General features: G+C 65.1%; 19 protein-coding genes. 12 read left to right on the top strand and 7 right to left on the bottom strand.

Annotated features, from left to right (window positions below):
- Positions 1-554, top strand: a 554-nt coding sequence (locus tag EKH81_RS00595) for a M20/M25/M40 family metallo-hydrolase (RefSeq protein WP_162224475.1), incomplete at its 5' end; no start/stop codon positions are given.
- 32 nt (positions 555-586) lie between these two features.
- Complete coding sequence (argF, locus tag EKH81_RS00590) at positions 587-1,552, top strand: ornithine carbamoyltransferase (protein ID WP_132059298.1); 966 nt, start codon at positions 587-589, stop codon at positions 1,550-1,552.
- A gap of 10 nt (positions 1,553-1,562) precedes the next feature.
- Here the strand turns inward: argF and EKH81_RS00585 are convergent, their stop codons facing one another.
- Both EKH81_RS00585 and EKH81_RS00580 read right to left on the bottom strand, forming a co-directional pair.
- On the bottom strand, positions 1,563-2,225 hold the full coding sequence (locus EKH81_RS00585; RefSeq protein WP_132059297.1) for a hypothetical protein: 663 nt from the start codon (positions 2,223-2,225) through the stop codon (positions 1,563-1,565).
- 77 nt (positions 2,226-2,302) lie between these two features.
- Positions 2,303-2,794 (bottom strand): hypothetical protein, encoded by a 492-nt coding sequence (locus tag EKH81_RS00580; RefSeq protein WP_132059296.1) that lies wholly within the window; start codon positions 2,792-2,794, stop codon positions 2,303-2,305.
- A 484-nt stretch (positions 2,795-3,278) separates the two neighbouring features.
- On the opposite strand from EKH81_RS00580, the gene EKH81_RS00575 reads away from it, so the two are divergent.
- The 4 genes from EKH81_RS00575 (at position 3,279) to EKH81_RS00560 (ending at position 6,420) form a co-directional block, all read left to right on the top strand.
- Positions 3,279-4,241: an alpha/beta hydrolase gene (locus EKH81_RS00575; RefSeq protein ID WP_132059295.1), complete on the top strand. Its 963-nt coding sequence runs from the start codon at positions 3,279-3,281 to the stop codon at positions 4,239-4,241.
- Positions 4,242-4,359: 118 nt separating this feature from the next.
- Positions 4,360-4,506: a hypothetical protein gene (locus tag EKH81_RS00570; RefSeq protein WP_162224333.1), complete on the top strand. Its 147-nt coding sequence runs from the start codon at positions 4,360-4,362 to the stop codon at positions 4,504-4,506.
- Positions 4,507-4,633: 127 nt separating this feature from the next.
- Complete coding sequence (gene thrC, locus EKH81_RS00565) at positions 4,634-5,908, top strand: threonine synthase (RefSeq protein WP_132059294.1); 1,275 nt, start codon at positions 4,634-4,636, stop codon at positions 5,906-5,908.
- Positions 5,909-5,994: 86 nt separating this feature from the next.
- Positions 5,995-6,420, top strand: coding sequence for a hypothetical protein (locus tag EKH81_RS00560; RefSeq protein ID WP_132059293.1), 426 nt, complete (start codon positions 5,995-5,997; stop codon positions 6,418-6,420).
- 97 nt (positions 6,421-6,517) lie between these two features.
- Here the strand turns inward: EKH81_RS00560 and EKH81_RS00555 are convergent, their stop codons facing one another.
- Together EKH81_RS00555 and serA are read right to left on the bottom strand one after the other, a co-directional pair.
- The gene (locus tag EKH81_RS00555) at positions 6,518-7,618 is read right to left on the bottom strand and encodes a GNAT family N-acetyltransferase (protein ID WP_132059292.1); all 1,101 of its coding nucleotides are present in this window, start codon (positions 7,616-7,618) and stop codon (positions 6,518-6,520) included.
- A gap of 189 nt (positions 7,619-7,807) precedes the next feature.
- Complete coding sequence (serA, locus tag EKH81_RS00550) at positions 7,808-9,394, bottom strand: phosphoglycerate dehydrogenase (protein ID WP_132059291.1); 1,587 nt, start codon at positions 9,392-9,394, stop codon at positions 7,808-7,810.
- Positions 9,395-9,567: 173 nt separating this feature from the next.
- Here serA and EKH81_RS00545 point away from each other — a divergent pair, with 173 nt between their 5' ends.
- From EKH81_RS00545 to EKH81_RS00525, 5 genes are all read left to right on the top strand, one after another.
- Positions 9,568-9,945, top strand: coding sequence for a hypothetical protein (locus EKH81_RS00545; RefSeq protein ID WP_132059290.1), 378 nt, complete (start codon positions 9,568-9,570; stop codon positions 9,943-9,945).
- 140 nt (positions 9,946-10,085) lie between these two features.
- On the top strand, positions 10,086-10,463 hold the full coding sequence (locus EKH81_RS00540; protein WP_202935025.1) for an HVO_A0114 family putative DNA-binding protein: 378 nt from the start codon (positions 10,086-10,088) through the stop codon (positions 10,461-10,463).
- A gap of 75 nt (positions 10,464-10,538) precedes the next feature.
- Positions 10,539-11,675, top strand: a complete 1,137-nt coding sequence (locus EKH81_RS00535; RefSeq protein WP_132059289.1) for an inorganic phosphate transporter — start codon at positions 10,539-10,541, stop codon at positions 11,673-11,675.
- Between the two features lie 138 nt (positions 11,676-11,813).
- Positions 11,814-12,203 carry a ferredoxin Fer gene (fer, locus tag EKH81_RS00530; RefSeq protein ID WP_132059288.1) on the top strand — a complete coding sequence of 130 codons (390 nt, stop codon included), beginning with the start codon at positions 11,814-11,816 and terminating at the stop codon, positions 12,201-12,203.
- A gap of 124 nt (positions 12,204-12,327) precedes the next feature.
- On the top strand, positions 12,328-13,368 hold the full coding sequence (locus EKH81_RS00525; RefSeq protein ID WP_132059287.1) for an A24 family peptidase: 1,041 nt from the start codon (positions 12,328-12,330) through the stop codon (positions 13,366-13,368).
- Here EKH81_RS00525 and EKH81_RS00520 read toward each other — a convergent pair whose 3' ends face one another.
- Genes EKH81_RS00520 through EKH81_RS00510 form a run of 3 tightly spaced genes read right to left on the bottom strand, consistent with a single transcriptional unit; the run spans position 13,369 to position 17,714 of the window.
- A complete protein-coding gene (locus EKH81_RS00520; protein ID WP_132059286.1) occupies positions 13,369-16,089 on the bottom strand; it encodes a TRAP transporter permease in 2,721 nt (906 codons plus the stop codon).
- Position 16,090: 1 nt separating this feature from the next.
- Complete coding sequence (locus EKH81_RS00515; protein ID WP_202935050.1) at positions 16,091-16,606, bottom strand: DUF1850 domain-containing protein; 516 nt, start codon at positions 16,604-16,606, stop codon at positions 16,091-16,093.
- 34 nt (positions 16,607-16,640) lie between these two features.
- Positions 16,641-17,714 carry a TAXI family TRAP transporter solute-binding subunit gene (locus tag EKH81_RS00510; RefSeq protein ID WP_132059285.1) on the bottom strand — a complete coding sequence of 358 codons (1,074 nt, stop codon included), beginning with the start codon at positions 17,712-17,714 and terminating at the stop codon, positions 16,641-16,643.
- 278 nt (positions 17,715-17,992) lie between these two features.
- Here EKH81_RS00510 and EKH81_RS00505 point away from each other — a divergent pair, with 278 nt between their 5' ends.
- Positions 17,993-20,080, top strand: a complete 2,088-nt coding sequence (locus EKH81_RS00505) for a S9 family peptidase (protein WP_132059284.1) — start codon at positions 17,993-17,995, stop codon at positions 20,078-20,080.
- Positions 20,081-20,459: the final 379 nt, after the last annotated feature.

Below are 20,459 nucleotides of genomic sequence, written 5' to 3'. Positions count from 1 at the left end.
CCGTTGCGGCCCACCCCCCCCGGCCCCACCCCAACGCTTTACCCCGGGAATGGGCGTGGTGGTCTCGGGTGGAGTCGGCGTTCGCCGAGGCGAACGCCGACGCGCCGGTCTTCGAGCAAGTCACGGCCAAGCCCGTCGAGGTTTCTGGCGGCACCGCCGACGACGGTCTCGCGGTCGAAGCGACGGTGGACGCACAGTTCCGGATTCCGCCGGGCGCGTCGGCCGACGCGATTCGTGAGACGGTCGAGTCGGCGTTGGACGGCGGCGAGATTTCGTGGAACGACCCGATTCCGCCCGTGATGGAGAGCCCCCGAACCGAAGTGGCGCGAGCGTTCCGAGTCGCAATCCGACGAGCGGGGAGCGACCCTCGATTACTCCGCAAAACCGGAACCAGCGACATGAACCTCTACGCCGGAGCGTGGGACTGCCCGATGGCGACCTACGGTCCCGGCGACTCGGAGTTGGACCACGCACCAGACGAACGCCTCGACCTCGGAGACTTCGACCGCGCGGTCGAAGTCCTCGAAGCCGTCGCCGAAGACCTGCAATCATGACCGACGACGCGACTCAGCCCACGACTCAAACGATGTCAGACTCGACCGAACCGAAACCGAACGCGACCGAATCGACGCCGCAACCGACCGCACAGCACGTCCTCGACGTGGACGACCTCTCGGACGACGAACTCGCCGCGGTGCTCTCGACCGCGGCGGAGTTCAAGCAGGCACACCACGCGAACGAACCCCACGCGGTCCTGCCGAATCGGACGCTCGGCATGTTGTTCGAGAAGCCGAGTACGCGAACTCGGCTCTCGTTCGAGACCGGAATGACCCAGTTGGGCGGCCACGCCGTCTTTCTCGGGCCGGACGCGACACACCTCGACCACGGCGAACCGATTCCCGACACCGCTCGCGTCCTCTCGCGGTACGTCGATGCGGTGATGGCCCGCGTGTTCGACCACGGCGCGCTCGAAACGATGGCGGCTAACGCGACGGTTCCCGTGGTAAACGGTCTCTCTGACGACGCCCACCCGTGTCAGACGCTCGCCGACCTGTTCACCATCTACGAGGAGTTCGGCGGCTTCGACGACGTGACCGCGGCGTGGGTCGGCGACGGCAACAACGTCGCCCAGTCGTTCGCGGTCGGGTGTGCGATGGCGGGAATCGACCTCACGATGGCGACACCCGAGGGCTACGAACCCGATGACGACGTTCTCGCGCGCGCCGCCGACCGCGGAACCGCGCCCGCGGTCGTCAACGACCCCGAGGAGGCCGTCGCAGACGCCGACGTGGTGTACACCGACGTGTGGGTCAGCATGGGTCAAGAGGACGAGCGCGAGGCGAAGTTGGGGGATTTCGCGGGCTTTCAAGTGAACGACGACCTGCTCGCGGGCGCGCCCGACGCCGCGGTTATGCACTGCCTTCCCGCCCACCGCGGCGAGGAAATCAGCCACGACGCGCTCGAAAGCGAGCGCGCAATCGTCTGGGAACAGGCCGAGAATCGGATGCACACCCAAAAGGCGCTGCTGGCGCATCTGCTCGGAGCGGTGTGAGACCACCGAATTAGTCGTCTGACGCCGGGACGCAGTCCGGGTCGTTCGTCACGACGAGTGTGTCGAGTCTCGTCTCGGCCTCTCGGACGCCGAGGTGAAGCGTGTGTTCGCCGGGCGCGAGCGGAGTCGTGACGAGGGTGCGATTGTAGGTCACGTTCTCGTCTGCTCCGAGGATAGTGGTGACGTTGACTCGACGCCACTCCCACTCGGTGGACTGCGGAACGAACCACCGACTCGGCTCGCCGTCGTCCACCGCGACCCAGAACGAGTCGCTGGTCCCGTTCGGGGCGACGGTTCGGCCCCAGACGACGTACTCGTCCTCGACGGAGGTGTCGAAGGTGTACGAGATGCTGTTGTTCTCGAACGCGTCGCTCCGAGTCGGCGACGAGAGGTATCGGTCCGCGGTCGCGTTCGGCGCGCGGACGTACTCGCCGCCGGAAGCCGTCTCGTCGGCGACGACTTCGAACGGCGATTCGGACTGGTCGCTGTCGGACCCGTCGTAGTTTTCGGCCTCCAGTTCGATGACGTCGTACTCGTCGGTCTCCTCGCAGGCCTGTTGGACAGCGCTTCCTGCGATGTGTTGGCCAGCGTTTCCGGAGACATGGGTCGCCGAAACCGACGGCGCGAGTACGACGACTGTCAGAAGCAGCAGCACGGTCGTGGATGTTCTCATAGGTAGCAATCCCACGAACGGGACCACAGATTCGATAATAAAGGTACGGTACCGTTCACTCGGCTACGGGCGAGCGTTTACTCGACTGCGGGCGCTTTCTCGCGACGGTACAGCCGAGTTCTCACGGCGGCGAACACCGCGCCGAGGACCACGCCGTAAACGAGGTGACCAGCGAGGCTGGCGACATCGAGGTTCGGAATCGCGGGCGCGTCGAGTCCGAGCGCGCCGAGCCACAGGGGCATCGCGATGGCGGCGGCGACGACCCAGAGGACGACCCCGTAGCCCGCACCGAGGAGCGAGAGCGTTCGGGCGTCGGTGTCCCGGTAGTCGGTTCGGACCACGAGCGCCGCGAACACGAGACCGAACACCACGCTGTGGAACAGGTGAGCCAGCCATCCGATTGCGGCGCTCTCGCCGCCGTAGAGCGCCGCTATTGTCGGCATCATCCCCATCGCCTGAAGGAGGATACCGAAGGCGAGTCCCCCCGCGAGACCCGCGATTGCGGCGCTCGACCACGTGTTTCGTACCGTCGTTCGACCGACCGTCGTCTCAGTGGTAGTTTGTGCCATGTGAGAGAGAAAGCCGTCAGCGAAGATATACGTATTCGAAGGAAACGGACACGACAGCGCCCGAGAGCATGGTTTTCGGCGAAGAACTGAGTCGGGAGAGGGTCGCAGAATCGCCGAAAAGCGGAAACCAGTCACCCGGCGAGTAGAAGACCGGCGCATTCGACCCCGGAGTCGAGCGGAATCAGAGGCGGACCCGAAATCGCGCTGTAACTTCCGTGGCAACTCCGACTGGGCAGTCCGTACTCGCGACCGCGCGCCAGCAGTGCCGGACGTGTAAACGCCGTCGAGCGACGTCGAATCTGTTTTCAGTCAAGGTAGCATTTATCATACCCTCTGAGTACAACGTATTCTGTCCCATATATTTTCAGATAAAATATTATTTATTATATGGTGTCGTCTAAAGGCCTCTAAAGCCTATTTTTAGCAGTTCCAGCTGAATATAGATATAACAATACTTTTGTAATTAAACCTGGACAGACAGAGCATGTCAGAGCCACACCCCGACATCGAGGCGGTCGTGTCCGAAGTACCACCACTCCACACGCTCCCGGTCGAAGCGGCGCGCGAGGGCTACGCCGAGTTCCTCTCGGTCGAACGCGAACTCGTATCGCTCGCGAACGTCAGCGACAGCGTGGTCCCCGGACCCGACGACAACAGCGTCCCGATTCGAGTGTACACGCCCGAAGGCGACGGCCCGTTTCCGGTCCTCGTGTGGATGCACGGCGGGGGCTTTCTTCTCGGCGACGTCGAATCCTACGACCCGGTCTGCCGGGTGCTAGCGGACGAACTCGACTGCGTGGTCGTCGCACCGGACTACCGACTCGCACCTGAACACAAATTCCCGGCGGGTCTCCGAGACTGCTACGCAGTCGTCGAGTGGGCGGCTTCCCGGACAGAGATACTGAACGGTCGTCCCGACCGAATCGTGGTGGGCGGCGACAGCGCGGGCGGGAACCTCGCGGCCGCGGTCTCGCTTCTCGCGCGCGACAAGCGCGGGCCGGACATCGACTACCAGGTGCTGGTGTACCCGACGACGACCTTCTCGTTCGAGTTCGCCGACGAACCGAGCGGTGACGGGAACTACTTCATCACCGAACCCGATTTGGCGTGGTCGTGGGACCACTACCTCGAAACCGACATTGACGGCATGAGTCCGTACGCGTCGCCGCTCCGCGCGAACGACCTAAGTGACCTTCCGCCCGCGACGGTTCTCACGGCCGAGTTCGACCCGCTTCGAGAGGAGGGCATCGCGTACGCCGAGCGACTCGCGGACCACGGCGTTCCGGTCGAACACACCAACTACGACCGGATGGTCCACTCGTTCTTCACGAACCTCGCCGAACCGAGAGTCGAACCGGCGTGGGAGGCCGTCGCGGAAATCGGCACGCACCTCGACCGCGCCTTCGAAGACGACGAGAGAACGGTCGAGCGTCCGGTCCCGGCGTAGTCACTCGCAAAGGCAGATGCATCGAGACGGGGCGACGAACGTGACTTCCTCGCGAGAGTATTTTGCGATGCTTTACAAATAGATTTATATGTGGTTAAAATATATGGTAACGTGAAGCATGAAGCAATCAATCAGAGTTGGCCTGATACTGGTACTCTTGTCCGCACTCCTCGTCGTCGGCAGTTCCGGCGTCGCCTTCGCGGGCGAGTGCATGAGCATCGGTGACGTGAGCGCACAGTGCGTCTGCGACAATCTCTGCTACTGATACCGGATTGCAGAGAAACCGCGTTCCCTAATTTTTCGAGCGCGAGTCAAGCGACCACCCGGGAGCGACGAGGCAAATCTGCCGCCGACCGGCCCCTTTTTGCCGCTCGGTCGCCTGTCCCCTGCCAATGACCGACCTGACGCTCGCCGACGCCGGAGCCGAGTCGCCGCCGGACCACGCCGACGACGGCGTGTGGCTGACCTGCATCGAATGCGACTGGACCGGCGCACCGTTCGAGGAAGTCCGATACCAGTGTCCCGACTGCGACGGCCTGCTCGAAGTTCGATACGCCGACCTGCCGACGTTCGAGGACTTCGCAGAATCGGAGACGAGAGGGGTGTGGCGCTACGCCGACGCGCTCCCGTTCGAATCGGGTGTGAGCATCGAGGAGGGCGACACCCCGCTGTATTCGGTGCCCACCATCGAAGCGGAGGTCGGCGTCGCCGACCTCCGCATCAAGCACGAGGGAATGAACCCCACCGGGAGCTTCAAGGACCGGGGCATGACAGTCGGCGTCCGGGTCGCCGAGGAACTCGGCGTGGGTCGGCTGGCGTGCGCCTCGACCGGCAACACCAGCGCCGCGCTCGCGTGCTACGGCTCGCGAGCCGGAACTGAGGTCCTCGTCCTCCTGCCCGCCGGAAAGGTCGCCGCCGGAAAGGTCGCACAGGCCAGCCTCCACGGCGCGCGAATCCTGGAGGTCGATGGCAACTTCGACGCCTGCCTCGACATCGTCTCGGACCTCGCCGACCGCGGGGAGGCGTACCTCCTGAACTCGCTCAACCCCTTCCGACTGGAGGGTCAGAAGACCATCGGCCTCGAAATCGTCGAGCAGTTCCGCGACCAGACGGGCGACCTCCCCGACCGAATCGTCCTGCCGGTCGGCAACGCGGGCAACACCGCGGCGCTGTTCAAGGCGTTCCGCGAACTGGTCGCGGCCGGAGAGCTGACCCCCGAGGAGGTCCCGGCGCTGACCGGCGTGCAGGCCGAGGGCGCGGCCCCGATGGTCGAGGCAATCGAAGACGGTCGCGACGAAGTGCGCCGCTGGGAGGACGTCGAGACCCGCGCGACCGCCATCCGAATCGGCAACCCGGTCAACGCGCCGAAGGCGCTCCCCGGAATTCGCGAGACGGGCGGCACTGCGGTCGCTGTCTCCGACGAGGAGATTACCGACGCCCAGCGCGCGCTCGCTCGCGACGGCGTGGGCGTCGAGCCCGCGAGCGCGGCGTCGGTCGCCGGACTCCGTAAACTCCGCGAATCGGGCGACATTTCGCCCGACGAGCAGGTCGTCTGTCTCACGACCGGCCACCTGCTGAAAGACCCCGACGCGGCCGCGGCCGCGGGGGCCGCCCCCGAGCCGGTTCCGAACGACACCGACGACGTGCTCGCACATCTCGCGGAATAGTGACCGAACGCCCGTCTCGCGGGCGTCAGACGCGTCCGACGCCGGACTGACGCGGTTTTTTGCCCCTTGGTAGCGTGTGTCGTTACGTGAGCACCAACACCCCCGACCACGCTCACGACCCGACCGCCCAGACGGAACCCGGAGAGAACGCACTGCCATCGGAACGGAGGGACGACGAATTAGTCGTGGTGGTCTGTCCGCAACGCATCTACGAACAACTTCGCCCCGAACTCGACGAGTGGCGCGAACAGCTCTGTCGGCGGTACGAGCGCGACTACGAGGGCCTGCTGGCCGAGTGCGCCCAACTGGAGGACGAGGTGGCGTGTCTCGAACGACAGGTCGAGCGCAAGGAGGCCCAACTCGATGCGGTGGTCGCGCGCAACGAGCAGATTCTGACCGCCCGAACCGAGTCGTACCGCAAGCACATCGACGGCGAGAACGACGACTTCGAGTGGACCGGACGCAGACAGGAGTCCGGCCTGCTCGCGCGACTGAAGCGATGGCTTCGGTAGTCACCGACGCCACCGTTTACTGCGCCGGAGGCATCCGGACTCTCGTTTTCCGGCAGGTGCATCGGAGACTTCTGAGCGAAGTTGAGTCCCTCGTCCGTCAGTCGGTCTGTTCCACGAACGAAATTCGCCAGTTCTCGGCGTCGGCGAGTTCCTCTCTCGGAATCGGACTCGAATCGCCGTCAGGGAGCGGTCGCACGGCGACGTACTTCGGGACGCAGACCCGCGACACCACCGGCCGGTCGTCGCTCACGAATCCGAAGCGCGCGAGCAGGTCCCGAGACAGCGCCGCCCCCGACACCGAGATGACAGTCGCGCTCTCGTTTTCCGAGACGACCGCCGCGAGCAGATTGGCGAACGCCGCCGAATCGGAGTCCATCGGGAGTGCGTCCATGACCAGCACCTTCCGCCCGGTTCGGGTCCGGGTGGTCAGACTCGCGACCGGTCGGCCGTCGCGACGCGCGACGTAGGTCGTGTGGTCGTAGGTCGGCGCGTCGAAGAACCACCGGTAGAATCGCGCTTCGCGGTGGACGTGTCGCTCTCGCGGGACGCTCGACTCGTAGAGGCGCGTCAACGTCTCGGCGGGGACCGACGAGTGGCGGACCACCTCGATATCGTCGGCGAGGTCCACCGAGCGGTCGCGCGCTTCGAGGTACACCGAGGCGACCGAGTCGGCGACCCGACCGAGCGCCCGCCCTGCGCTTCCGGTTCCAATCGAATCGAGCGTGTCGGTGGGTCGCTGGACCCGATAGTAGTTGGTGACCTCGGTGACTTCGGACCAGCCGAGTTTCTGCTGTGCGCCGAGCGCGGATTCGTTCGGGAAATTGTAGAAGAACGCGGGTTCGCGGTCGGCGTAGAAGTCGATTGCCTCCCGCGTAATTTTCGTGTACAGTCCGTTTCTGCGGTGGTCGGGGTGGACCACCGCGTCGGTCGGTTGGAGCGCGAGGACCGACGAGTCGCCCCACCGAATCCGACAGGGGAGGTACGCCTGCGTGCCGACGATTTCGCCGTCGCGCTCGGCGACCGTGACCGGCACGTGGTCGAGGTAGGGGTCCTCGACGTACTTCCAGTCGAACCAGTCGGCGCTCGGCCGGTGGTCCCACTGGACGCCACAGAGCGAGCGGATGCCCGTTTCGTCGCCGGACTCGTAGCGCCTGACGGTGTACTCGGAGTCCGTCTCGCGCGTTTTCTGATGGGACATTACCGAAAGGTAACCCCCTGCGCGGGCTTTGTTATGGGACGCGTATTCCGAGCGTAGCGTCGGAGTAAGCGAGCGAAGTGACGGCCAGAAATAGGAGTTTTGACAGACCCGACACGGCAGTTCTCGTGCGGACGGGTTAGGCGATTCGTGCCGGGACGGTAGCGTGCCGTTGTAGCCGAGGCGGACGGACTACTCCGCGCCGTTGAGTTCGATGTACCGGGCTTCGATGATTCGCTCGTCGGTCTCCAGCGCCTCCTTCGCTTCGTCGGGGACCTCCTCGTCGAGCGTGTACACGGTCAGCGCCTCGCCGCCGTGGGCTTCGCGAGCGTTGAACATCCCCGCGATGTTGATGTCGTGGTCGCCGAGGACGGTGCCGATGAAGCCGATGACGCCGGGGGCGTCCTCGTTTTTAGCGACCAGCATGTGACCGCGCGGGATGGCGTCCACCCGGTAGTCGTCCACCCGGACGATTCGGGGGTCGTCGTCGGCGAACAGGGTTCCCTCCACGCTGACCGATTCGTCGTCGCCGCCGACGGTCACGCGAACGAGGCTCTGGAAGTCCTCGGTCTGTCGGGTCTTGCTCTCGGTGACTTCGACCCCGCGGTCCTCCGCGATTTGGGGCGCGTTGACCGCGTTGACCTGCCATTCGAGCGGCTGGAACACGCCCTTCTGGGCGCTCGCGGTCACGAGGTCCACGTCCTCGTCGGCGATGTCGCCCTCGTAGTGGACTTCGATAGACTCGATGCGCTCGTCGAGGAGTTGGGTCGCGATTTTGCCAGCGGTCTCGGCGAGACCGATGTACGGCTCGACGCGGGGGAACGCGCTCTCGTCGATGGACGGCGCGTTCAGCGCGTTGACGACCGGTTCCTCGGCGAACGCCGCGACGATTTGGTCGGCGGTGCTGGTGGCGACGTTCTCCTGTGCCGCGGAGGTGCTCGCGCCGAGGTGAGGCGTGACCACCACGTCCTCCACGTCGAGCAGGGGGTTGTCTGGCGAGACGGGTTCGTCGGCGAACACGTCCACCGCCGCGCCAGCGAGGACGCCGTCCGCGACGGCCTCGGCGAGTGCGGTCTCGTCCACGACGCCGCCGCGGGCGCAGTTGACGAGGTAGCCGCCCTCTAGCTGGGCGAGTTCCTCCCCGCTGATGAGGTTCTCCGTCTCGGGCGTGAGCGGGGTGTGAACCGTGAGGAAGTCCGCGCGGTCGAGACACTCGTCTAAGTCCACCAGTTCCGCGCCGAGTTGGGCGGCGCGGTCCTCGCTGATGTACGGGTCGTACGCCACGAGGTCCATCCCGAGCGAGTCGAGCTTTTTCGCGACCTCTTGGCCGACGCGGCCGAGGCCGACGACGCCGAGCGTCTTGCCGTTGACCTCGGTGCCGAGGTAGTCGCCCTTCGCCCACTCGCCGTTCCGGAGGCGGGCGTGAGCCTGCGGAATCGAGCGCGCGGAGGCGAACGCCATCGCGACCGTGTGCTCGGCCGCGGCCCGGACGTTGCCCTCGGGCGCGTTGGCGACGATGACGCCGTGGTCGGTCGCGGCGTCGATGTCGATGTTATCGACGCCGATGCCCGCGCGCCCGACGATGACGAGGTTCGGCGCAGCTTCGAACACCTCCTCGGTGACTTCGGTTCCCGAGCGGACGACCAGTCCGTTGGCGTCCGAGACGGCCGAGAGGAGCGCATCGCCCTCTACGTCGTAGGCGGTTTCGACTTCGTGACCCGCTTCTCGAAAGCGGTCCAACCCTGCGTCTGCGATGGGGTCCGTGACGAGGACTTTCATAAATATCAGCACTGTGGCTGTCCGGATAACCCTTTCCACGCCTGTACGTTTTGCCGGGCTTTCGGTTCGAAATTCGACAGTAGTGGCGAATGTGTCTGTTTCGAAATGTGCTACTTCGTTTTGGGTAGTCCGTGATTGCTTTTATATATCTCCGTCCAGTGTTCCGCGTTTCGTTGGGCGATAATTTCGGCCTCTCGAAGCGAAATAGTTCCGTCGAACCAGACGAGTTTGTTTCCCCGAGGAATCGAATCGCGGGGGAGAAATTGGTAATCAATGTGGCCGCCTTGGCCCTCGGTATTATCTATCGTCACGATTTCGGCGTTCTCTTCGTTGATACGGTTTCCGGGAACTTGGAGAACGACTACCCAACGGTCGGCATCGTCGTGGCGATTGAAAGTCTCGCTCCCCTCGGGAACGGGGTCAGCAAACACGAGACGTTTGATGGGCCGCCTCCCGTCTCGAATATCGACGTGACCGACGACAGTCGTCTGTACCCTCTCCATCTCGAAACACCGATTCACTTGAAGAGTCATTCGAGACGATATAAATAAAATACGTTTTTTAGTCGCGATAGTCGGGCGACCGGCCACTATTTCGAGAATCCGGTCGAAGTAACCGGCTTACGCGAGGTAGCAGTCCAGCACATCACAAGACACTTATCTTTGTGAATAGTAACAAAGGTAAGGGAGCGATGTCCGAGAGCAAAGACCATCCGGAGTGGACCGTTGCCGAGCGTCCGAGCGAACGCGACGTTCCCCCCGAAATCCAGCGCCGAGAATCGTTAGCTGAGGCCCTCACCGAAGCCGGACACCGAGATGTCTACGTTCTCGCTCGCGAGGACGCTCGCGAAGTACTCGATGAACACCGGGAAACGATTCTCGACTATCTTCGGGACCACGATGTCGATTCAGTGACCGAACTCGCGGACGCGGTCGGGCGCGACACGGGAAACGTTTCGCGCGATTTGGGCCTCTTGGCAGACTACGGTCTCGTCAACATGACTACGGATGGGCGGACGAAAGTTCCCGAACTCGTCCACGACCTCGTCGTCGTCGAACCGCTCTACTAGCTTCGAGCCGAGAGCAAAACCGATTTCGCGCAGCCAATCAACACCGTTTAATCCGTCTCCTTCGATGTACGAACCGTGATTAGCGGAGTCCTCCTCGTCGGTATCGCTGTCGCCATCTTCGTGGGCTTCAACATCGGCGGGTCGAACACGGGCGTCGCGTTCGGCCCCGCAGTCGGGAGCGGAGCGGTCTCGAAACTCGCGGCGGCCGGACTGATGAGCGTCTTCTTCCTCCTCGGCGGGTGGACGCTCGGACGCCGCGTGGTGGACACCCTCGGGAGCGGCCTCGTCACGGGCGACCCGTTCACGATGCAGGTCAGCATCGTCGTCCTCCTGTTCATCGGTCTCGCGCTGTTCGCCGGAAACGTCTTCGGCGTGCCCGCCTCAACGTCGATGACCGCGGTCGGGGCTATCGTCGGACTCGGACTCGCTATCGGCCAACTCAGAGTGGACGCCGTCCTCGAAATCGTCGGCTGGTGGCTTGTCGCGCCCGTCATCGGCTTCTGGGTCAGCGCGGTCGTCGGCCGGTACTGGTACGATAGACTCGTCGAGCGAATGGCGATAAACCGAACCGAGGGGGCGCTGGTGACGTTCGACACCTCCGGCGGGATTCCGAAGCCCGAACTCGGGCCGAACACCACCCCGCGCGAACTCGGCGGCACGCTCCTCGTCGTCGCTATCGGGTGTTACATGGCGTTCTCGGCGGGCGCGAGCAACGTCGCCAACGCGGTCGCGCCGCTCGTCGGCAACGGCGCGATTACGATGAATCAGGGCATCTTTCTCGCGGCCGGAGCGACCGCGCTCGGCGCGTTCACCATCGCGCGGCGCACGCTCGACACCGTGGGCAACGACCTCACCGACCTCCCGCTGGTCGCCGCGCTCGTCGTGGCGACCGTGAGCGCGTCCATCGTGACGGTCCTCTCGGCGCTCGGCGTGCCCGCGAGTTTCGTCGTCATCGCCACGATGAGCGTCGTGGGTCTCGGATGGGGCCGGGCGACCGTCGCCGACGCGGTGCCGGACACGCCGCGCGTGCCCGCGTCGAGCATGGGCGTGCCGGTCGAGAGCGCAGACGCGCCCGCGACCGACGACTCGCCTTCGGCCGCCGAACTGTATCAGCCAGCGACGACCGCGCGGGTCGTCGTGCTTCAGAACGTCGTGCCCGCAATCGCGACGGTCGTGGCGTACGTCGTGTTTCGGTACGTCCCCATCGTGTAGACGGAGAGGCGGAACGAAGTGAGAATTGTCCGAGTCTCTGCGACGACCTGTTTCTCGCGTCCGAATCCATCCCGATTTATCGGGAGCGTCACGGCCAAACAATAAGTACTAACCATGTCGCCGCCGAAACTTCGGGTGATGCCAACCGTAGAATACCTCAATTACGAAGTGCTGGACGACCAGGGCTGGGACATGGACGACGACGACCTCTTCGATGAGGCCGCCGACGCGGGCCTCGACGGCGAGGATTACGGCTCGCTCGAAGTCGCCGAAGGCGAGTACATCCTCGAAGCCGCGGAAGCGCAGGGCTACGACTGGCCCTTCTCGTGCCGCGCCGGTGCGTGTGCGAACTGCGCCGCCATCGTCAAAGAGGGCGAAATCGACATGGACATGCAGCAGATTCTCTCCGACGAGGAGGTCGAGGAGAAGAACGTCCGCCTGACCTGCATCGGCAGCGCGGCGACCGACGAGGTCAAAATCGTCTACAACGCGAAGCACCTCGACTACCTCCAGAACCGCGTCATATAGACGACTTCGGGCTTCGATTTTTCCGCCAGCAGTTCCGAGTAGTCATAGCAATTCCGCTCGTCTCCTCCTCGTACATTTATATACCAAGCCGGAACTAACCTCGCACACGGAGAACCAAACCCCGATGGCCACCCCAATCGACGCCTCGATTCCCGACCTCCTCAGACTGCTCGTGGTCCCCGTCTTCGGGTGGGCCGCGTTCCGCGACGTGAAGACTCGCCGGATTCCGAACTGGACGTGGTACCCGCTCGCGGCGCTCGCGGTCGTCCTGCTCGCGTGGGACACCTGGCAGGCGTGGACCGGCGCGCCCGGTGCCCCCGAGTTCTTCTGGATTCGGGCCGCCGTCAGCCTCGGCTTCGTCGCGCCCCTCGTCGTCGCATTCTGGTGGTTTCGGGCGTTCGGCGGTGCGGACGCGAAGGCGTTTCTGGTCGTCGCCGCGCTGTTCCCGACGTTCCCGACGTACGAGGTTCTGAGCTGGCATCTGCCACACCAGCAGACCGCGCTCGGCGTGTTCTCGCTCACCATCCTGACGAACACGGTACTCCTCGGCGCGCTCTACCCGCTCTCAGTCCTCGTCCGAAACGCCGCGACGGGACGGTTCTCGTCGGTAATGTTCGTGGGCAAGCCGGTCCGGTGGGACGCGATTCCGACCGAACACGGCCGCCTGCTGGAGACGCCCGACGGCACGACTCGAAACGGCGTGGACTTAGACGCGATTCGGATGTACCTCCGGTGGCGCGGAGTCGCGCTCGCGGACCTGCGCGAGCGCACCGACCGCCTGCGCGACCCCGCGACCCTGCCCGCGGAACCGAACCCTCCGACCGACGGCGCGGTCGAGGTTCGCGCCGACGGTGGGGAGGTCGCGGCGGACGCGGCGACTTCCTCTGAAGTCGCCGCGTCCGAAGCCGACTCTCGGGGAACGTCCGAGAGCGCCCCCGAAGACGACCCGTGGGGCGCGGCGGCGTTCCTCGAAGACATCGACCACGGAGCCTACGGGACGACGCCCGAGAAACTCCGCGACGGTCTCGACGTGCTCGCGACCGAAGACGAGGTGTGGGTCTCGCCCGGCATCCCGTTCGTCGTCCCGCTGTTCGTGGGCACCGCGGTGGCGCTGACCTACGGCGACCTGCTGTTCGGCGCGATGGAACTCGCAGGGTTAGTGTAATCAGGCCGCCTCGGTCGTCTCTCCCCGCTCGGCCGCCCGCTCGGTGTTCGCCCGGCGTCGGTTTCGGAACACGAGCGCGCCGAACAGCACCGCGCCGACCGCCCGGAGTACGAGGTCGAACGCGCCGGGTTCGAGACCGGGGGCGACCCCGAGCACCGAGAGCAGTCCCGTGGTGGCACCGAACAGCAGGAGCGGAGCCATTAGCAAGAGCGCGGCCACCGCGAACAGCACGCGACCGACTCGATTTACATCGGTGTAGAGGTACGCGATGATGGTCGCGCCGAGCGCGACGACGCCGACGAACACGCCGATGACCGGAATCAGCACCTCGGGGACGAAGTAGCCGAGGTCCGCCACGTCCGAGAAGCCGATGACGCTGACCTCCTGTCCGGTGCCCACACCCCGGAGCAGGAGGATTCCGGGGGTCAGCACGAACGCGAACGGGACGATGGCCTTGTTGAGCGAGAGAGAGAATGCCTTCACTCCGGTCTCGAACTGGTCGGATTGGGCGATGCCCGACGCGGCGTAGGCCGCGACCGCGACCGGCGGCGTGATGTCGGCGATGACGCCGAAGTAGAGGATGAACAGGTGAGCCGCGAGAATCGGGATGCCGAACTCGCTGATGGCCGGGCCGAGCATCGAGACGAGGATGATGTAGGTCACGGTGGTCGGCATCCCCATCCCGAGGATGATAGAGGAGACGGCGGTCAGTACGAGCAGGATGACGATGGAGCCACCGGCGATGGTCCGGATGAGCGAGGTCAGATTCGGGCCGAGACCGCTCACGCTGATGACGCCCGGAATCACGCCTGCGGCCGCGACAGCGATGACGACCGCGGTCGCGGTCCGCGCGCCCGAATCCATCGACTTGAGGATGAAATTGCCGAACTGGAACGGTCGATTTTCGGCGAGACTCGGCCGTCGAAGCGCGTTCGCCGCGGCCGACACCGCGGTATCGACCTGCGGGTCGAAGTCCAACAGCGGTGCGTCGCCGTGGGGTCGAACGAGCATCGTGACGAGGCTGACCGCGAGCGTCAGCCAACCGAGCTTTCCGGCCGCGGCCGCGAGCGCCGCGGCCGGAGCGAGTCCGGTACCGGGTGCCGCGCCCGTGACCGTCGCCACGAGTCCCGCGCCGGTCGCCGTGAACGCCGCGGTTTCCAGCAGAAAGATACCGACGATGGTTCCGAGCAGCGGCGCACGCGTCTCGTCGCTGTACGCCGCGACGAGCGCGATGAGCGCCGCGATAGCGACCAGCGTGAACCACGCCGACCGCGCCACCGACAGGCGCTCGACGATGAGGTAGTAGAGCAGGAGGACGAGCGGAACGAGGTAGAACCACCCGCGGGCGAGGTGGGGTCGCCACGAGACTATGTCTTCGGTCGTGAGACCGCCGATGTTTCGCTTCGAGGCTTCGAGGTGGACCATCACCCAGACGCCGAAGAAGAACACGATTGCCGGAATCGCGGCCGCCATAATCACGTCGGCGAACGGCGTGAGCGTGTATTCCACGATGAGGAACGCGGCCGCGCCCATCACGGGCGGGAGAATCTGGCCGCCCGACGACGCCGACGCTTCGACCGCGCCGGAGAACTCCGGTGAGTAGCCCGACCGCTTCATCAGCGGAATCGTGAACGCGCCCGTGGTCACGGTGTTCGCGATGGACGACCCGCTGATGGTGCCCATAAAGCCGCTGGCGATAATGCTCGCCTTCGCGGGACCGCCCTTTCGTTGGCCGGTCACCGAGTACGCGAGGTCGATGAACCACTTGCCCGCGCCGCTCATTTCGAGGAACGCGCCGAACAGGATGAAGATGTAGATGAATCTGACGCTCACCGTGACCGGAATCCCGAACACGCCGTTTTCCGTGTTGTACCAGAGATTTTGGATGATGCTGTCCCACCCGAGCGGCGGAATCGAGAGCACGCCGACGTACGGCGCGCCGAACGGGATGAGGTAGCCCCACCGCGCGTAGACGATGAACGACGCGACGATGACCATGAGGTAGACGCCGAGCGCGCGCCGGGTCGCTTCCAGCACGAGCAGGACGCCGATAGCCCCGAGGGCGAACGCGTAGGAGGTGTCGCCGATGCCGATTCCGACTGCCGCCAGTACGTCGAACACCGGCGAGAGGAACGGAACCACCTCGCGGACGCTCCGACCGACGCCGAGGCCGAGCGCCCGCATCTGTCGGATTTCGTCGAACCCGGTTATCATGTACGACGCCGACAGGAGCACGAACACCACGAACAGCCAGTCTATCGGCGTCACGCGCCGACGGTTCGGGTCCATGAACAGCCACCGGACTGCGCTGCGGCCGCGCTCGCCGACTCGCGCGGCCGCGCTGTCGTCGCCGAATCGGTCGCGGAGCGCGGGCACCACGCGAGCGAGTCGGCGCGAGACGAAGCCGTCTCCGGTCGAGGGCGGAAAGAGCAGGAACGACAGCACGAGCGCGAACGAGACGTGGATGGCGTTCACTTGGAGGAGTTGGAGCGATACGAGTTCGACCGCCCCCACGACCGGCAGGGTCGCTGCGAACTCGAAACCGCGAGCGGCCAGCCACATCTGGAACGCCGAAAACGAGATTGCGACTATCGAGACCGCGACCGCGAGGAGGCCCCGCGGCGACCGCCTGCGCTCTAACTGCTCGATGAGTTCCTGCTGGTCGGCGTCGGATACTGCGCCGTCCGTCGTTCCCCCGTCGGTGGCTGGCTTCTCGCTCATGTCACTGAAGTCGCGTGGTCGTCGGATGGACAGTCGTCGCGGACGACCGGTTCGCGACGTGGATATCGACCGAGTGCCCGTCGGACAGCGCGACGAGGTCGTACCGCCGGTCGGCCACGACGAGTTCGTGGCCCGCGACGTCCCCCGGCGCGACGTAGAGGTGGTCGTAGCTCCCCTCGGGGTCGAATACGAACGTTCCGTTCTCGGTGACGTTCACGTCGGCCCGCGAGGGAAGGCCCGCGCCGAACGACTCGAACTCCATTCGAACCATCTCCAGTTCGGTGTCGTTGACCTCGTACACGTCGCGTACCGGCGTCTTCTCGACGCTGTGAGTGTAATCGAGCGCGACCGTGGTTCCCCCCGAGACGGGGACCGCGAGGAGGCGGTCTCCGGTCTCGGCGTCCGCGACGACGAGGAGGCGGTCGCGCTCGCTATCCGAGTCCACGTCGCCGACGCCCTCGATAGCGCCGACCCCCGTATCGACGGCGCTAGCGCCCGCTACCGACACGACCAGCAGGCACGCGCCGAGCGCGAGGGGGAGTCGAATCACGTCAGCTTTCGGTCGTCGTCTCGGCCATCTCGGTGTCCGTTTCGTCGCCCGTCTCGGTTTCCGGCACTCCCGTGGTCGTGCCCGCGTCGGTCTCGTTGCCCTCGCCTTCCGCGGTCGTCGCGGGGCCGAAGACGGCTCTCGCACCCGGATGGAGCGGGATGGACATGCCGTCGAGCGCCGAGTCTTCGCTGATGAAGTCGGTCTTGATGGTGAGTTGGTCCGCGTTGTCGAAGATGGCGCGCGTGACCGTCTCGACCGTTTCGGCGTCGAGGTCCTCGCGGGTCGCTATCATCGCCTGAACCGCGACGGTCGGCACGTCGTCTTCGACGCCGTTGTACGTCCCGCCCGGAATCGTGTCCTCGGCGAACCACTCGGACGCGCTGAGGATTTGCTCGCGGGAGTCGCCCGAAATCTCCACGATGGAGATGTCGGAAGTGGTCGCCAGTTCCTCGATAGCGCCGAGCGGCCACCCGCCGACGACGAACGCGGCGTCGATGTCGCCGTCCCGGAGCTGGTCGGCCGCCTGCGAGAACCCGGTGTTCTGCTCGTTGAAGTCGCCGCTCTCGATGCCCACGGATTCGAGAATCTGGAGCGCGTTGACCTGGGTCCCGCTCCCGAGGTCGCCGGTGTTGATGGTCGCACCTTCCAGGTCAGAAATCGATTCGATGTCCGAATCGGGCTGTGTCACGACGTGAATCGTCTCCGGATACAGCGTGGCGACCCCGCGAAGGCCCTCGATTGCGTTCCCCTCGAAGTCCTCGATACCGGTGCCGTTGTACGCGAAGAAGGCCACGTCGTTCTGGATGAGCGCGAAGTCGGCGTCCCCCTGCGCGAGGCTCCCGACGTTCTCGACGCTCGCGCCGGTCGATTGGACCTGTATCGTGAAGTCCGTGTTCTCTTCGATGACCGTCTTGAACTCGTTCGACAGCGGGAAGTACGTCCCGCCGGTCCCGCCGGCGTGCCACGAGAGGCGCTGGTCCTGCCCGAGACTCGTGCCGGAGAATCCGATGAGTCCGGCGAGGCCGACGGCTCCTGTCGTCTTCAGTACGTCTCGTCTGTTGGTGTCCCCCACCATGACAGATTACGTACTCGCCACGCGGCATATACCTATTGACGCTTCGAGACCGAAATCGGACGTTTCCACTGTCGAAACCCCGGAATTCCTCGGAATCCGTCGTGGGAATCGCGTGCTTTCGACGCGAATCGAGGGAAATCTCGCATTTCTCGACGGCGTCGTCCTGCCTCTGTGCCCGAAACGGGAGGTACATCCGAAATTTCGTCGAGTACGCGCGAATACCGACCGAGAGGGTCCGAATCGAAATCCTGTTATCGGCTCGCTGGCATTTGAAGGGTATGAGAACGATTCGTGCGAACGAGTATCACGAAATCGCACAGGTGAGCGACCCGCGAATCTCGCCCGACGGCGAGCGGGTCGCGTTCGTTCGGAAGGTCCCGAAAGCCGACGACGAGTACGAGGCGACGGTGTACGCCGTTCCGGTCGGTGGCGACGAACCCCGACAGTTCACCGTCTCGGAGGGCGTCGATAGCCAACCGCGATGGAGTCCGAGCGGCGACCGCCTCGCGTTCGTCAGCACTCGCGGCGCGGACGACGACAGGCCCCAACTGTGGGTACTCCCGACCGACGGCGGTGAGGCCCGACAGGTCACCGACGTAGTGGGCGGGGTCTCCCAAATCGCGTGGTCGCCCGACGGACGCCGAATCGCGTTCGTCCAGCAGACCACCGAAGAGGACCGCGAAGAGGGTCGGGATACGAGTCTCGACGGCGAGGAGTACGAACCCGAGGAACCGGACCCGCGCGTCATCGACCGGATGGTGTACCGGGCGGGCGAGCGGTACTTCGACGGGCGGCGCGCGCACGTGTACGTAGTGGACTTGAGCGACGACTCCGTGAGCCGACTCACCGACGGCGACTACGACTACTCCGGTCCGGAGTGGGCCGACGAGACGACGCTCTACTACGGCGTCAAGCGAACCGGCGACCCCGACGACAACATCGAGGTGGACATCGCGGAGTACGACCTCGACGCCGGCGAGGAGACCGAAACTGTCGTCGAGACGACCGGGTGGGGCGCGAGCCTCGCGGCCACGAGCGATGGCAGACTCGCGTACGCCTACACACCCGCGGAGAACGCGACGCTCCGCCAATCCGAAATTGAGGTGCTGGACCGCGAGACGGGCGACGTGACGAGACCGACCGAGACGCTCGACCGCACGGTCTCGGCGGACATGGCGTTCCAGTGGGGTCCCGACGAGGAGGACCTCTACTTCACGACGCCCGACGAGGGCGACGTGACCGTCTGGCGCGCGCCGGGGGACGGGAGCGCCGACCCCGAGAAAGTGGTCGGCGACGGCCACGTCTCGGGCGCGACAGTCGGCGAGAGCGCGGTGGCGTTCGTCGAGTCCGAGTGGGACCACCCCGGCGACGTGTTCGTCTCGACGCTCGGCGGCGCGGAGACCCGACGGCTGACGCGGGTCAACAGCGAGTATCTGGACGACCGCGCCGTCTGCCAGCCCGAAGAAATTCGATTCGAGGGCGGGGACGGCGACGAGATTCAAGGATGGGTGCTGACGCCGCCCGACTTTGAAAGCGCGGAACCCCGTTCCGCGGACAGTCGAGCGGCAACGCCGCGAGATTCGGACGAGCAGTACCCTCTCGCGGTCGAAATCCACGGCGGCCCCCACTCGATGTGGTCCACCAGCGGGACGATGTGGCAGGAGTTCCAACTCCTCGCGGCGCGGGGGTACGTCGTTTTCTGGTGCAACCCTCGTGGTTCGACGGGGTACGGCGAGGAGTTCATGGCCGCGGTCGGCGAGGGTGGTTGGGGGCCGGTCGCCGCCGACGATATTCTGGCGGGCGTGGACGAGGTGGCGAGTCGGGAGTACGTGGACGAGGACAATCTGTTCGTCACGGGCGGAAGCTACGGCGGCTACATGACGACGTGGCTGGTCGGCCACACCGACCGCTTCGCTGGCGCGGTCAGCCAGCGCGGCGTCTACGAGCTCAACAGTTTCTACGGTTCGACTGACGCTTTCAAGCTCGTGGAGTGGGACTTCGACACGACGCCACTGGACGACCCGGAGTTCCTTTGGGAGTTCTCGCCCGCGGCCCACGCCAGCGAAGTCGAGACGCCGACCCTGCTCGTCCACAGCGACAACGACTTTCGCGTGCCGGTGAACAACGCCGAGATGCTCTACCTGCTCTACAAGAAACAGGGCGTCGAGACCCGACTCGTGCGCTACCCGCGCGAGGGCCACGAACTCTCCCGGAGCGGCGAACCCGGCCACGTCGTGGACCGCCTCGAACGCATCGTCCGGTGGTTCGACGGCTACTCCGACCACCACGACGTGCCCAAGGCGCTGGAGCGCGGCGACGAAGGACTGTCGGCGGGCGAGGACGAGGATGGGGAGAACGACGAATAGGGAATTTCTGTAATTCCAACACGAGAGGTCGGCCCTTTCATCTCGGCGCGCGCTGGCGCAACGCCGCCGTTTGGCGTTGCGCCCAAAACGCGCGAGGGATGAGGACCGCAGGGAAGAAGCGACCGAAGGGAGCGGCTGACCGAGGACCGCAGTCGGTTGGGGAGGCGTGTGGTCTGCGGTGGCGGTGCGGAACTCATTGGCTCAAGTGATAGCTAGCTTCGTTCGTTGAATTAGTAATCCGCGAATCTCCAGAGCTCTCAAGTCCAGTGTAGATCAAACTCCCTTGAAAATGATTCCCACACAGGGGTCGGTTTCGTAAGAGACGCAACTCCGGTCGAACCCATCGCAGTCTTGCGGTCGTACACCCGAAACCAAGGGG

The sequence above is a fragment of the Halorussus amylolyticus genome, assembly GCF_004143485.2.
GTDB lineage: Archaea > Halobacteriota > Halobacteria > Halobacteriales > Haladaptataceae > Halorussus > Halorussus amylolyticus.
Note: the sequence above shows the minus strand (reverse complement) of the source record. Positions and strands in the feature narration are given on the sequence as shown.